General features: G+C 72.3%; 13 protein-coding genes. 5 read left to right on the top strand and 8 right to left on the bottom strand.

The window, feature by feature from the left end; all coding sequences use genetic code 11:
• Positions 1-294: 294 nt before the first annotated feature.
• Positions 295-948: a hypothetical protein gene (locus HHX33_RS15475; RefSeq protein ID WP_182875213.1), complete on the bottom strand. Its 654-nt coding sequence runs from the start codon at positions 946-948 to the stop codon at positions 295-297.
• A 133-nt stretch (positions 949-1,081) separates the two neighbouring features.
• Entirely contained in the window at positions 1,082-2,350 is a 1,269-nt protein-coding gene (locus HHX33_RS15470; RefSeq protein ID WP_182875212.1) for a S1 family peptidase, read from the bottom strand.
• Positions 2,351-3,094: 744 nt separating this feature from the next.
• Here HHX33_RS15470 and HHX33_RS15465 point away from each other — a divergent pair.
• On the top strand, positions 3,095-3,628 hold the full coding sequence (locus HHX33_RS15465; RefSeq protein WP_259402504.1) for a BRCT domain-containing protein: 534 nt from the start codon (positions 3,095-3,097) through the stop codon (positions 3,626-3,628).
• A 128-nt stretch (positions 3,629-3,756) separates the two neighbouring features.
• Here the strand turns inward: HHX33_RS15465 and HHX33_RS15460 are convergent, their stop codons facing one another.
• On the bottom strand, positions 3,757-4,326 hold the full coding sequence (locus HHX33_RS15460; protein ID WP_182875210.1) for a TetR/AcrR family transcriptional regulator: 570 nt from the start codon (positions 4,324-4,326) through the stop codon (positions 3,757-3,759).
• A 90-nt stretch (positions 4,327-4,416) separates the two neighbouring features.
• Here HHX33_RS15460 and HHX33_RS15455 point away from each other — a divergent pair, with 90 nt between their 5' ends.
• The gene (locus HHX33_RS15455; protein ID WP_182875209.1) at positions 4,417-5,382 is read left to right on the top strand and encodes a ketopantoate reductase family protein; all 966 of its coding nucleotides are present in this window, start codon (positions 4,417-4,419) and stop codon (positions 5,380-5,382) included.
• 16 nt (positions 5,383-5,398) lie between these two features.
• Here the strand turns inward: HHX33_RS15455 and HHX33_RS15450 are convergent, their stop codons facing one another.
• Positions 5,399-5,650 carry a hypothetical protein gene (locus tag HHX33_RS15450; RefSeq protein WP_182875208.1) on the bottom strand — a complete coding sequence of 84 codons (252 nt, stop codon included), beginning with the start codon at positions 5,648-5,650 and terminating at the stop codon, positions 5,399-5,401.
• Positions 5,651-5,729: 79 nt separating this feature from the next.
• Positions 5,730-6,038, bottom strand: a complete 309-nt coding sequence (locus HHX33_RS15445) for a hypothetical protein (protein ID WP_182875207.1) — start codon at positions 6,036-6,038, stop codon at positions 5,730-5,732.
• A gap of 339 nt (positions 6,039-6,377) precedes the next feature.
• On the opposite strand from HHX33_RS15445, the gene HHX33_RS15440 reads away from it, so the two are divergent.
• Both HHX33_RS15440 and HHX33_RS15435 read left to right on the top strand, forming a co-directional pair.
• Entirely contained in the window at positions 6,378-7,154 is a 777-nt protein-coding gene (locus HHX33_RS15440) for a hypothetical protein (RefSeq protein ID WP_259402503.1), read from the top strand.
• Entirely contained in the window at positions 7,151-7,528 is a 378-nt protein-coding gene (locus HHX33_RS15435) for a GntR family transcriptional regulator (RefSeq protein ID WP_182875205.1), read from the top strand. The genes HHX33_RS15440 and HHX33_RS15435 overlap by 4 nt, the downstream gene beginning before the upstream one ends.
• A 244-nt stretch (positions 7,529-7,772) precedes the next feature.
• On the opposite strand, the gene eda is transcribed toward HHX33_RS15435, so the two are convergent.
• The 3 genes from eda to edd are packed head-to-tail and all read right to left on the bottom strand — an operon-like array spanning position 7,773 to position 11,301.
• Positions 7,773-8,390, bottom strand: a complete 618-nt coding sequence (eda, locus tag HHX33_RS15430) for a bifunctional 4-hydroxy-2-oxoglutarate aldolase/2-dehydro-3-deoxy-phosphogluconate aldolase (RefSeq protein ID WP_111697242.1) — start codon at positions 8,388-8,390, stop codon at positions 7,773-7,775.
• The gene (locus HHX33_RS15425) at positions 8,390-9,463 is read right to left on the bottom strand and encodes a glucokinase (RefSeq protein WP_182875204.1); all 1,074 of its coding nucleotides are present in this window, start codon (positions 9,461-9,463) and stop codon (positions 8,390-8,392) included. Before HHX33_RS15425 ends, eda begins: the two co-directional genes overlap by 1 nt.
• On the bottom strand, positions 9,460-11,301 hold the full coding sequence (edd, locus tag HHX33_RS15420) for a phosphogluconate dehydratase (RefSeq protein WP_310741390.1): 1,842 nt from the start codon (positions 11,299-11,301) through the stop codon (positions 9,460-9,462). The genes HHX33_RS15425 and edd overlap by 4 nt, the downstream gene beginning before the upstream one ends.
• Positions 11,302-11,545: 244 nt before the next feature.
• Between edd and HHX33_RS15415 the strand changes: the two genes are divergently transcribed.
• Complete coding sequence (locus tag HHX33_RS15415) at positions 11,546-12,697, top strand: ROK family transcriptional regulator (RefSeq protein WP_182875202.1); 1,152 nt, start codon at positions 11,546-11,548, stop codon at positions 12,695-12,697.
• The last annotated feature ends 279 nt before the right edge of the window (positions 12,698-12,976 follow it).

The following is a 12,976-nucleotide window of genomic DNA, read 5'->3' as shown; positions in this document are numbered from 1 at the left end:
CTGCCAGCAGTACCCGATTACATGTAGCCAGGCGTCGGCGAGGATGCGGGTGACGTGCGGGTGGTCCTTGCTGCGGGTGACGGCATCGGCGTAGAGCTTGGCCGCCCAGGGGCCGGCGGGAAGGGAATCGGCGGCGAAGTCGCCGACGGCACTACGGAGTTGGGCCTTCGAGGAGGCGGAGTGCAGAAATCAGGGGTAGCGACCTGCGGCTTCTTCGCCTGTTAGCGGTCCGTGACGGCCCGGAACTCCTTTTGTCCCGAATCGAGGTCTGGTTCCCGATAACCCGGACAGGCGTCAGTGCGCGCCGTCCGGGATCAGCGACGGCCTGGCCTCGACGGACCGGAGCGGGGCCGAGCCGTACCGCCGCCGCAGCTGCGCCGAGGCGCGGGCCACGGAAGTGGTGCCGACCTCCACGGCGGTGCCGTCGTGACGCGCGGTCACCGACGTGATGGGCACCCCGCGCCGGCCCCAGTAGGCGATGTCGCGGCGCACCCGCGCGGCCAGGGCGTCCAGCTCCCGCGCCGCATGGGGCGCGTAGCGCGTCTTGATCGGCGCTTTCGGGAAACGGGCGCGCAGCGCCGCGTCGAGGGCGGGCGACGGGCGCCGGTAGACGATCAGGCCGCCTCCCGTGGGCGCCAGGGCGACCCCGGCGTACTGACGGGGGAAGTCGCGCCGCAGGGCCGCGTCGACGCGGTCGGCCAGCCTCGCGAGCTCCACCTGACCGGGGTGCGGCGCACCGGAGGCGGACGGGACGTCACCCGCGGCGGCGGGGCCCGTCGACGCGCAGGCCACCGCCGTGACAGCACCGAGGGCCAGGGCCCCGAGCAGGGCGACTGCGATCCTGCGGGCTGCCTTCGCGCCGCGCCGCGCGGCCCGCGGCGCTTCACCGGCCCGGGAAGGCGCCGCGGCTTCGTCCGGCAGGCGGCCCCGCCGCTCATACAGGTCCATGTCCCCGCGCTCCTTCCCGGGCGGGCCGTCCTGCCCGCCTGTCGTCGTCAGCGTACGAGTGCGGATTGGGCGGGGCCGGCGAAACGCGCCGGCCCCGCCCCGTGCCGAGTTCCGTGCCGAACGGCTCGTACGGTCAGCCGATCTTGATCGCGATGCCCGGGAACGCGGTGGTCGCGTTGGCCCACGGCGCGTAGTAGAACCGCCAGGAGCAGATCCGGCCGCTGGTCACGTAGCCGGTGCACGGGACGGCGGCGCTGGTGTCGATGGCGGTGATGACGCCGGTCGCGTAGACCTGGGTCGTGTTGGAGGGGTTGACGAGCTCCACCGGGCCGCCGCTGTCGCCCTGGCCGGCGGCGTTGGTGTGGGCGGTCTGCTCCGCGCGGACCAAGTTGTAAATCGTGTAGCCCGTGATGATCGTGACCCCGGTCGCCGTGACCTGGCTGTTGCAGACGGTGCCGGAGTAGGCGCCCGAGGTGCACAGGTACATGCCGACGTAGCTGCTCGCGGTGCCGATGACGAGGGAGCTGAACTCGGTGGAGATGTTGCCGACGGAATTGTTGTAGACGTATCCCTGGGTGCCGGCGTTGATCAGCGCGACGTCGTAGCTGTTGTTGTCCTGGCTGATGCCGCCGATGACCTCACCGGTGGGGTCGGTGGCCGTCTGGCCGACGTCGCCACAGTGCCCGGCGGTCAGCATCTTGGTGGCTCCGCCGTAGGTCACGGCGAAGCCGGTGGAGCAGCCGCTGCCGAGGTTGGCGTTCCTCCAGGCCGCGCCGCCCCACCAGGGCGGCGAGTCGTTCCAGCGGGTGGCCAGGGCCGGGCGCTCGCCCGTCTGTACGGCGACCGGGACGCTCTCCTCCGAGATCGCCGAGCGGGCCTTGGCCGCAGTGAGCCCGCTGAGCGTCAGGCCCGAGCCGTCCACGTTGGGCGTGATCGAGGTGATCGCGCTGCCGCCCCTCTTGGCGATCCGGGCTGAGGCGGCGGCCAGCTGCTTGGCGGTGAAACGCGCGGGAAGGACGCTCAGCTTCAGGTCGCTGCCGAGCTCACCGGAGATTTCGTCGATCGACTTGGGGGTTTGGCCCTTCCAGTACAGGCGCAGCTCGCGGTTCTCGGCGGATACCACGATGCCGGCGAGGCCGCCGCCGCCCTGCTCCTGCACCGCGGCGGTGATGTGGTCGGCGGCCTGGACGAGCCGCTGCTGGGTGGCCAGCAGGTCCTTCCACGAGGCGTATCCGCCGGGCACCGCGCCCGTGGGCTCGATGGCCTGGGTATGGACTTCCTTGGCCGGGGCCGGGTCCTGGGCGACGGCCGCCTGGGTCCCGGCGATGGTCACCAGGGCGAGTCCGGCGGCGGCCGCCGCCGCGAAGCGGCTTGTGCGGGTGACCGGGGGGGACAGTTTCACGAAGGATTTCCTCCTTGTCGTTTTGTTAGGCGAATCCGGTATTTCATGAAATGAAGACCCGATCAACGCCTTGACTGGAGGGTTAACCCTTGGTACGGAGTTGACTCAACAATCCGGATATCCGGATTTTGGGCAAGTGTTATCGGAGGTGTCGATGCTGGTCATCGCTGTGGCAGCGGCGGTGCCTGGGGGAATTTACGGCTCGCTCGAAATGGCGTCTTCCGGGATGGATTTTCACGTCGAAAGCGGTGTCACCATAAAGGGGTGATCAGGAAAGGCTTCATGACATATCGGTCGATGTCGGCTGTGTTAACACGCGACCACCGGGCGATAGCGAAAAGTTATGGCCGCCAGGGGGGCGGCCCAGGGCCTGTGGCTACCTGCGGGGCTGTGGGGGACGCCCGGGTTCCCGTGGCCGTGCCGCGGTGGCGTGCCGCATGGAATCTCTGGCCTGCCGCAGTGGTGCGCCGTGCAAAGTCGACGGTGTGCCGGGTGAGTTTGCGCCCGCCGCCAGCGCTGTTCGGCGGTTGTCGCGTGCCGGGCGCCGACGCCCGCGATGGGTGGCACAGACGGTGAGCGCGGGTGTCGGGCGGCAGGTCGCGGGTGGTTCTTCCGGGCACCGTAGTTCCTGATCCGGGCTCGTAAAGAGCTTGTCGCCGGTAATGGCTGACCCGGGCACGGGCTTGATGATGTCGCCGCCAGCGGGACCAGCGGAGTAGGTCAGTCATGCTGTGGGCGGTCTGCATGAGCAGCCGGACGAGTAGGCGCCGGGTCTCGCCGAGCGTCAATGGCGCCAGCTCGGGTCCAGCCGACTGGTCGGCTCGTTGGTGGGCGGTAACCGCGGCGAGGAAGGCGTGGGCGAGCATCGCCAACGCCGAGATCAATGTCCTTGACCTGGCCGAGCTGAGCGACCTCATCGACAAGCTCGTCCGGGCCGGGGTGAACATGGTGGAGCCTGATGCGGCGGCGCCCGCCGGTGACGAGGTCGGCACGACCACCCCGGCGTCGGGTGAGGACGGGCCGGGTGCGCTGCCGCTGACCGGGATGACGGTCGTGGTCACGGGCGCGATGAGCGGGCAGTTGGCGGCACTGTCTCGCAACCAGATGAACGAGCTCATCGAGCGGGCCGGAGGCCGGGCGTCCTCCAGCGTCTCGGCGAAGACCTCGCTGGTCGTCGCAGGAGACGCCGCGGGGTCCAAGCGGGCGAAGGCCGAATCTCTGGGTGTGCGGATCGCTTCCCCCGAGGAGTTCGCCGAGATGGTCGCGCACCTGTTGTAAGCGACCCTGCTCGTCCGCCGGTGCCCCGGGGCTCGGGCTGAGATCACCGTACGGTTGTCGCACGTCGGCGCCGCCGTACCACTGACCGGACCCTTGGCTCGCGGCATGCGACCTCGTGTCGCACCTTGTCACAGCGGGCGGCGCAGCCCGTCCAGCACGAGGGTGATGACATCGTCGGCCTCGGCCCGCCATGCGGGGCGGTCATGGGCCGCACCGATGCCGTGCAGCGCCATCATCACGGCACCGGCATCCACGTCGTCGCGAACGGAGCCGTCCCGCACGGCGGCGGCCATCAGGTCGGTGACAGCCTGCTCCAGCGCCAGGCTGCCCTCGGCGAGGGCACCCGAGCGATCGGCCATGAGCGTGGCCAGCGTCCGGGCCAGGCCCTTGTGGGCAGCTATGTGGTCGACCATGCCGCGCAGGAAGGTCGCCAGAGCCTCCGCCGCGGGCAGCGTGGCCTGTAGCCGGCGGGCGCGGTCGCACAGCGCGGCGACTTCCCCGTGGTAGACCGCCTCGGCCAGCGCCTCCCGGGTGGGGAAGTGGCGGTACAACGTGCCGGTGCCCACCCCGGCCAGGCGTGCGAAGTCATCGAAGCGCAGGTCGAAGAACTCGCCTGCGTCGAAGATCTCTCGTGCCTTGGCGATCAGGACATCGCGGTTGCGTTGGGCGTCGGCCCGCAGTGGCTTGCCTGCGGTCATGAGCTACCTCGCGTTGACAAGTGGAGATGGCCTCCATATTTTGCAAAGTGGAGATTGTCTCCGAATCGATCGTACCCCACGAGGTGCAGTGTGAAGATCCTGATGTTCGGCCGAGGCGTGATCGCCACCGTCTACGGCTGGGCCCTGCGACAGGCGGGACATGACGTCGAGTTCTACGTCCGGCCGGGCCGCGCGGCGACGTACGGAGACGCGGTGGACCTCGACCTGATCGATATGCGGCGCCGGCTGTGGGGGCGGCGCGTCGTCGAGAGGTGGCCGGTGCGCTGCCGCGAGGCGCTGGAGCCGGACCACGACTTCGACCTGATCGTGCTCAGCGTGCCGCACCACCGCCTCCCGGAGGCGACGGCCTTCCTGTCCCCGCGTGTCGGCCAGGCCACGGTGCTGGTCTTCGGCAACCTCTGGACCGAGCCGCCGGCCGCGATCGGCGCTCTCCCCGTCGACCGGATCGCCTGGGGCTTTCCCCAGGCCGGTGGCGGTTTCGGCGCGGACGGCGTGCTCCGTGGGGCGCTGCTGCCGTCGGTCGTCTTCGGCACTCTCGGCCGGCCCCCGACCGGCCGTGAACGGGCCGTGCGCCAGGCGTTTCGCGAGGCCGGGCTCCGGCTCAAGGAGCGGCCTGACTTCCGCGGCTGGCTGTGGGTCCATTTTGCGTCGGACGCCGCCCTGTTCTCGCAGGGCCTGCGGCTGGGCTCCCTGTCGAAGCTGGCCGGGGCGACGGGCGACCTGCGCGAGGCGCTGCTGGCCGGCCGCGAGCTTCTGCCGCTCCTCGAGGCGCGCGGCGTCGACCTGCGCCGTCACCGGGGCGGTGTGCTGCTGTTCCGTGCGCCCACCTGGCTGACGGCCCCCGTGCTCGCCTGGCTGACCGCTCATGTCGCGTTCGCGCGCGTGAGTTTCGCGGCGCACTCCGACCCCGACGCCGAGGAGCCGCGTGAGGTCTGCCGGGACACCCTGGCCGAAGCACGACGGCTGGGCATCTCGGTGCCGCGCCTGGAAGCGGCGGAACCGAACTTCGCCCGTGAGGGGACGAGTCGAGCCTGAAGGCCCACGCGAGGTCCTAGCCGTCGTAGCGGAAGACGACGTGGCCCTGGGGAGGCCGCCGGTTGAAACCCGCGGCCAGCACCGAACCGGTGCCCGGGACGGCGACGAGGTCCGACCACTCGAAGCCGTTCGACGCGGGAGTGACGGTCTGGCGGGTCAGTTTCCGGCCGGTGTGGCGGAGGAGGTCGACGGACAAGGTGGTGTAGGCATAGGGATCCTGCCCGTCAGGCGTCGCGGTGGTCGACTGCCGGTACGAGGCCGCGAGCACACCGCCCCGGCCGTCGGGGGAGAGATCCTTGACGACGTCGCCGGGCAGGCGGATCTGCTGCCACTTCGCGCCGTCTCGGCTACCAGTGTGCCAGTGCAGTGGGACCCGCGGGGTTCGCGGCCGTCGCCCACCTGCGCCCGTCCCAGTGTTCGATCAGGGGAGCCGTGAAGTAGGAGCCGTTCCTCGGATCCAGCGTCCCGGTCCTGCGCGCGCCCACGGCCCACGCGTCGGCGGGCCCGGTGGCGGCGAGGTCGTCGACGGACGAACCGGCCCCGCCGCGCAGGCTCACCTGCCATCCCGACGCCGGATCGGCCGCCGCCGAAGCGACCGGAGCGAGGCCGACGCCGGCCGCCAGCACGAGGGCCAAAAGGGTGCGATAACCGTCCACACCAAGGAGACGGCGATCGTCGGCCCCCGGTTGCGCCTCCGAAGGTGAACAGTAGGCGTCGAGCGCCCTCGGATACGAGCCAGGCCCCACTCGACAGGAGACGCGCCGGCCGGTGCCCTCGTGAGTGAACACGGTGAGCACGCGCCGATCGTAGGCGGCGTGGAACGCTCGCCGCACGGGACCTCAAGCCGGCGACGTCCCGGCGAGGGTCACGGGGCGTTGACTTTGTCTCAAGGCATGTCTCATGATGTTGCTACAAACCTTGCGACAAAGGGGGGGGTCATGGCCCATGAACCTTTATCGGACACCGGCCCGTCGGCGCCTGCGACCGACCTGCGATTGGCGGACGCATGGCTGGCCCGGCACGGCCTGTCCGGTGCCCGCCCGACCCCGCTGCTGGCCGGCCGGCTGTCGGTCCGGAGACGCGCCCGCCTCGCCGCTCACCTCATCCTGGCCGTGCTGATCATCGCGAGCGCGCTCGCCGCGGCCTACGACCGGCTCGCCAGTTCCGCCTTCGGCGGCTTCCAGCCGCATCGACCGCTGCCGCTGCTGGTCCTGACCGCGCTGGTGGCCGTGCTGCTGCTCGCACAGTCGCTGCTCGACTGGTGGGTGCGACGCGTCGATCAGCGGGCGGGCGCGACGCTGTCCCGCAGGGCCGCCCATCCGATCCAGCCCAGCTGGCGGGCCGTGCTCGGCCTGCCGTACGCCGTCTTCGCGGTCGCCACGTTCGCCGGTGCGATGGTGCTGGCCTGGAGCGCCCTGGCCGTTCCCGACCCCACCGTGCGGCAGCCGGCCGTCGTCCTGCTGATCGGCCTGCTCGGCGTGACGGCCATCACCGCCGTGCAACTGCGCCACCTGCTGCGGCGCCCGGTCGTGGCGGAGGACGAGGAGTCGCTGACCGCCGACGTCATCATGCGCGTCGAGGACGCCCGCGATCTCACCACGCCGAGCGTGCAGTGGTCGCTGCCCATGGTGCTGCTGTTCGGCACCGCGCCCGGCTGGTGGAGCGCCGCTGCGGTCGTCAACGTGATCTTGGGCATGGTCGTGTGCGTCGCGCTCCGTGTCAGGACGCCGTCGAGCGCGACGGTGGCCCGGCGGGTGATGAGCGTCCGATGATCGTCATCGATGCGGCCTCGCCGGTGCCGCCGTTCGAGCAGCTGCGGGCCCAGCTCGCCCGGCAGATTCAGGATCGCACGCTTGCCGTGGGCACCCGCCTTCCGACCATCCGCCAGCTCGCGGCCAACCTTGGCCTGGCCGTGAACACGGTCGGCCGGGCGTACCGGGAGCTGGAGGAGGCAGGACTCATCGAAACGCGCGGGCGGGCGGGTTCGTTCGTGTCGGCCGCCGGCGAGGACGGCCTGGAGCGGGCCCGCCGGGCCGCCGCCGACTACGCGGCCGTGGTCGCCGGCGTCGGCATCGACACGGGCGAGGCGATCCGCATCGTGCAGGCGGCGCTGACCTCTGGGACGGTGACACCGGCCTCGTCATGACCGCGACCCGGCCCTGAACGGAGAGGGCCCGCACGCCGCGGGTGAGCGGCGCACGGGCCCGGAGTCCATGAACGTGTGGCCGGGTCACGGTCCACGAGCATGGCCACCGGCGTCACCGAGGGAGGGTGGCTCGGCCGGCGAGCTTGTGCGGTCGGGCGCGGGAAGGCCCCGGGCCCCGCGGCCCGCTAGGGGTCCCGGCGTGGCCGGAGGGCCGGTCGGGGATTTCCGTGCGGGCGAAAGGGGCTCAGGGACGCAGCGCCGCGGCCTCGGCGGCGAGCTTCTCGATCCTCGCGAAGTCGCCTGCGGACACCAGGCTACGCGGTGTCAGCCAGCTTCCGCCCACGCACCCCACGTTGGACAGGGCCAGATAGGACAGCGCGCTCGCGGGGGTGATCCCGCCGGTGGGGCAGAAGCGGACGTCGGGCAGCGGGCCGCTCAGCGCCTTGAGATAGGAGACGCCGCCGGCCGGCTCCGCCGGGAAGAACTTCAGCTCACGCACGCCGCGCTCGGCCAGCGTCATCGCCTCGGTGGCCGTGGCCACGCCCGGCAGGAACGGCACGCCCGAGGCGAGCATGGCCGCGAGCAGCCCGGGGGTGGTGCCGGGGGAGACGAGGAACCGGGAACCCGCCGCGACCGCGGACTCCACGTCCTCCGGCGACCGTACGGTGCCCGCACCGATCACGGCCTCCGGCACCTCGGCGGCGATCCGCCGGATCGCGTCGAGGGCGGCCGGGGTGCGCAGAGTCACCTCGATGACCGGCAGGCCGCCCGCCACCAGCGCCCGGGCGAGGGGGACGGCGCTCTCCGCGTCGTCGAGGACGACCACCGGGACGACCGGCGCGAGGTCGAGAAGGTTGCTCATCACAGCTCCACTTCGGGGAATCGTTGGGCGAGCCAGGCGGCCGCACCCGTCAGCGCCGGCTGCTCGGCGACGATCAGCGAGGTCGGGATCGCGGCGGCGTAGTCCGTCAGCGCCGGAGCGGTCGTCTCGAACCGGGCCCGGAACGCGCTGCCCGGGATGCGCGCGGCCAGCCGGGGCAGCACGCCGCCGCCCAGGTAGACCCCGCCCCGCGCGCCGAACGTCAGGGCCACGCCGCCGGCGAACCCGCCGAGCAGCGCGAGGAAGACCTCCACGGTCTCGACGCACAGCGGGTCGTCCGACGAGGTGATCTGCGCCGCCGTCAACCCGGTAGCCGCCGTCAACCCGGGCGTCGCGGCCCCGGCCGCCGTCGCCCGGGCTCCCGTCGTCACGGTACCCGCCGTCCGGGACGTCTCCCGGGCCGTCTCCTGGGGAGCCGTCCGCGCGTCCGGCGCGACGCCGCGTACGAGCGCGAGGCCGCGGTGCAGGCGCGGCAGCCCGGTGCCCGACAGCAGGTGCTCGGCGTCCACGTACGGCAGGCCGTCGGCGCGCAGCGCCCGCACGATCTCCATCTCCAGGTCCGTCACGACCGGGACCGCCACGTGCCCGCCCTCGCCGGCCACGGGCAGCCAGCCCTCTCGTACGGGGACCAGCCCCGCCACCCCGAGCCCGGTGCCCGGGCCCAGCACGGCCTTCGTCAGGCCGGGCGACGGCGGGGGGCCGCCGAGCGACACGAGATCATTGCCCGCGAGGTGGGGCAGTGAGATCGCGAGGGCCTCGAAGTCGTTGAGGAGCACCGTACGCGGGATGCCCAGGTCGTTCACGGAACCCGACCATCCCGCGTTCGTCAGCCGGTACCGGTCTCTGTCGACCGGACCGGCGATCGCCAGGCACGCGGCCCCCGGCCGAACTCCGCCCGCATGGTCTGCGAGATAGGCGGCTACGGCATCGGCAAGGCCGAGATGCTGGGAAACGTCGAGTACGGTTACCGCCTCCGGCTGCCCTCCGCGCCGGGTCACCAAACCGAACCGGGCGTTGGTGCCGCCCACGTCGGCGACCAGCCAGGGCAGGCTCACGCGGTGCCCCCGAAGACACTCGCGCCGCGCTCGGCGGGGCCGACCGTACGGCGGAAGGAGGCGAACAGGTCGCGGCCGGTGCCGGTCCACTGCTCGTCGGTCAGGGGCGCGCCCTCGGGCGTGCGTCCGGTGAGGTCGGCGAGCACGGTGAGCGTCCCGGCGGCGGAGTCGAGGCGGATCACGTCGCCGTCGCGCAGCAGCGCGATCGGCCCGCCGTCGGCGGCCTCGGGGGAGAGGTGGATCGCCGCGGGGACCTTCCCCGAGGCGCCGGACATGCGGCCGTCGGTCACGATCGCGACCTTCTGGCCGCGGTCGAGCAGCACGGCCAGCGGCGGCGTGAGCTTGTGCAGCTCCGGCATGCCGTTGGCGCGGGGACCCTGGTAGCGGACGACCGCGACGAAGTCCCGCCCGTTCAGCTCGCCCCGGTCGAACGCGGCGAGCAGGTCGAGCTGGTCGTCGAACACCAGGGCCGGGGCCTCGATGACCAGGTGCTCGGGCTTGACGGCGGAGACCTTGCTCACCGCGCGGCCCAGGTTGCCCGACAGCATGTGGATGCCCCCGTCGGGGGAGAACGGCTCGGCGACCGGCCGCAGGACGTCGGGGTCGGTGCTGGGCTCGGTCCGCTCCTCCCACACCAGCACGCCCTCCTTCAGGGTGGGAGCCGTGCGGTAGTGGCCGAGGCCGCGCCCGGCCACGGTCAGCACGTCGGCGTGGAGGAGCCCGGCGTCCAGCAGGTCGCCGATGAACACCGCCATGCCGCCCGCGGCGTGGAAGTGGTTCACGTCCGCCTGGCCGTTGGGGTACATCCGGGTGATCAGCGGCACGACCTTGGACAGGGCGGCCATGTCATCCCAGGTCAGGGTGATCCCGGCGGCGGCCGCCATCGTGACCAGGTGCATCGTGTGGTTGGTGGAGCCGCCCGAGGCGAGCAGCGCGACGACCGCGTTGACGATCGCCTTCTCGTCCACGACCTCGCCGAGCGGGGTGTACTCCGCGCCGTGCGGGGTGATCTCCACGGCCCGCCGCGCCGCCGCCCGGGTCAGCGCCTGCCGCAGCTCGGTGTGCGGGTTGACGAACGTCGCGCCCGGCAGGTGGAGCCCCATGACCTCCATCAGGAGCTGGTTGGAGTTGGCGGTGCCGTAGAAGGTGCAGGTGCCGGGGGAGTGGTAGGAGGCGGCCTCGGCGTCGAGCATCTCGCCACGGCCGATCTTGCCCTCGGCGAAGGCCTGCCGGGCCCGGGCCTTGACCTTGTTGGGCAGGCCGGAGGTCATCGGCCCGGCGGGCACGAACACCGCGGGCAGATGGCCGAAGCGTAACGCGCCGACGAGCAGCCCCGGGACGATCTTGTCGCAGACCCCGAGCAGCAGCGCCGCGTCGAACATGTCGTGCGACAGCGCGATCGCGGTCGCCATGGCGATCAGGTCGCGGCTGTAGAGGGACAGCTCCATGCCGGCCCGGCCCTGGGTCACGCCGTCGCACATCGCGGGCACGCCACCCGCCACCTGCGCCACGCCGCCCGCCTCGCGGACCGCCCGCTTGAGCTCCGGCGGGTACGTCTCGTACGGCTGGTGCGCCGACAGCATGTCGTTGTACGAGGTCACGATGGCCACGCCGGGCTTGGCCGCGCCCCGCAGGTCGAGCTTGTCCTCGGCCGGAGCGGCGGCGAAGCCGTGGGCCAGGTTGGCGCAGGCGAGCCGCCCCCGGGCCGGCCCCCGCTCGCGCAGTTCGGCCCCGGCGCGACGCACCTGCTCCAGGTAGGCCCGGCGGGTGTCGCGGCTGCGCGTGACGACGCGGTCGGTGACCTCGGCAACCACGGGGGAAACCACGGGGTCAGTCACGGAAGGTCCTCCTCGTGCCGGGCGCGGCCGCTGCGGCGGGTCCTGCTTTCGCCGGAGCCCCCTGGCGCCGGCGAGGTCGATCTCGTGCCCGGCCCGACGCCACGTCCGCTGACCGGGCGAAGGCGTCGATCTGGCACAGGAGGGACAGTATCGGGTAGTTATGCCAGTTATCAAGCCTAGTTTTGTAACTCGAAATGAATAAGTCATTGAACTTCGGTGAGCGCGTGTGCTTCACTTCTGCTTGATGTCACGTTTAGCCACTCCTGGTGAAGTCCTCCAGCTCATCCGCAGCGGGGAGGCGGTGACGCGCGCCGACATCGGCCGCGTTACCGGCCTGTCCCGGCCGGCCGTCGCGCACCGCGTCTCCGACCTGCTCCAGCGCGGGCTGATCGTGGAGGACGCCGAGGGGCCGTCCACCGGTGGCCGCCCGCCCATGCGGCTGCGGTTCCACGCCGGCGGGGGAGTCGTCCCGGTGGCCTCGCTCGGCGCCCGCCGCACCCAGATCGCGATCTGCGACCTCGCGGGGGAGGTGCTGCACCGCACCGACATCGACATCGACGTCGAGGAGGGCCCCGGCGTCGTGCTCCCCCTGCTCATGGACACCTGGGAGAAGCTGCTGGACGGCCGCGGCGACGTGGCCGGCATCGGCCTCGGCGTCCCGGCCACCGTGGAGTTCGCGGCGGGACGGGTCGAAAGCGCCCGCGTCATGGCGAGCTGGACCGGCGTGGTGATCCCGCCCGTCATCGCCGAGCGGTTCGGCGTGCCGGTGCTCGTCGACAACGACGTGAACGTCATCGCGATGGGCGAGCACCGGAGCGTCTACGCCGCCGAGCTCGACGACCTGTTGTTCGTCAAGGTCTCCACCCGGATCGGCGCGGGAGTGATCTCCGGCGGCGGCATCCTGCGGGGCGCGCTCGGCGCGGCCGGAGAGATCGGGCACATCCCGGTGCGGGACGGCGGCGGCGTGCTGTGCCGCTGCGGCAACCTCGACTGTGTCGACTCGGTGGCCAGCGGCACCGCGATCCTGCGCGACCTGCGCGCCAAGGGCCGCGACGTCGCGTCCCTCGCCGACGTGACCGCCCTGGTGCGGGCCGGCGACGCCGAGACCATGGCCGTCGTACGGCAGGCGGGCCGCTGGCTGGGCGAGGTCATCTCCGGCGCGGTCAACCTGCTCAACCCCGCCGTCGTGGTCCTCGGCGGCGACGTCGCCGAGATGTTCCAGCCGCTGGTGTCGGGCGTACGCGAGATCGTCTACCGGCGTTCCACCCAGCTCGCCACCCGCAGCCTGCGCATCGAGCGCGGCCGCCTCGGGCCGGGCGCCGGGATCACCGGCTGCGCCCTCATGGTCCTCGACCACGTGCTGTCCGCCCAGGCCGTCGACGCCGCCGCCCGCTGACTCCGCCACCCGCTGAGCCCCGGCGCGCGCCGATCTCGGACGCTTCCGCCGGCACGCCGGGCCCGGCTCCTCCGAACGGCCGGTACGACTCCGCGAGGTGGCCCGTCCGGCCGACCCAGCAGGTGAGGCCGGCCGGGCCGGGCGGCCACCATGACGCGCCCATGGACGGAGTCCGCGCACCCCGCTGATCCACCACGGTGGGAGTCGTCGTGAGACCGCCGTCGAAAGGTCATGCCGTGGAACACGCGGATCCTCCGGTTCAGCCGCTTCGCCGGCCGC

Origin of the sequence: Microbispora sp. H10670 (assembly GCF_014161385.1) — a bacterium.
Taxonomy (GTDB): domain Bacteria; phylum Actinomycetota; class Actinomycetes; order Streptosporangiales; family Streptosporangiaceae; genus Microbispora; species Microbispora triticiradicis.
The sequence above is the reverse complement of the archived record's forward strand: the minus strand, read 5'-3'. Positions and strand labels throughout refer to the sequence as shown.

Excerpts from the sequence above, each read along its gene's own strand:
- HHX33_RS15475 (WP_182875213.1), bottom strand. The coding sequence starts at position 948 with ATGGACCTGTATGAGCGGCGGGGCCGCCTGCCGGACGAAGCCGCGGCG.
- HHX33_RS15465 (WP_259402504.1), top strand. The coding sequence starts at position 3,095 with ATGAGCAGCCGGACGAGTAGGCGCCGGGTCTCGCCGAGCGTCAATGGC.
- HHX33_RS15460 (WP_182875210.1), bottom strand. The coding sequence starts at position 4,326 with ATGACCGCAGGCAAGCCACTGCGGGCCGACGCCCAACGCAACCGCGAT.
- HHX33_RS15435 (WP_182875205.1), top strand. The coding sequence starts at position 7,151 with ATGATCGTCATCGATGCGGCCTCGCCGGTGCCGCCGTTCGAGCAGCTG.
- eda (WP_111697242.1), bottom strand. The coding sequence starts at position 8,390 with ATGAGCAACCTTCTCGACCTCGCGCCGGTCGTCCCGGTGGTCGTCCTC.
- HHX33_RS15415 (WP_182875202.1), top strand. The coding sequence starts at position 11,546 with ATGTCACGTTTAGCCACTCCTGGTGAAGTCCTCCAGCTCATCCGCAGC.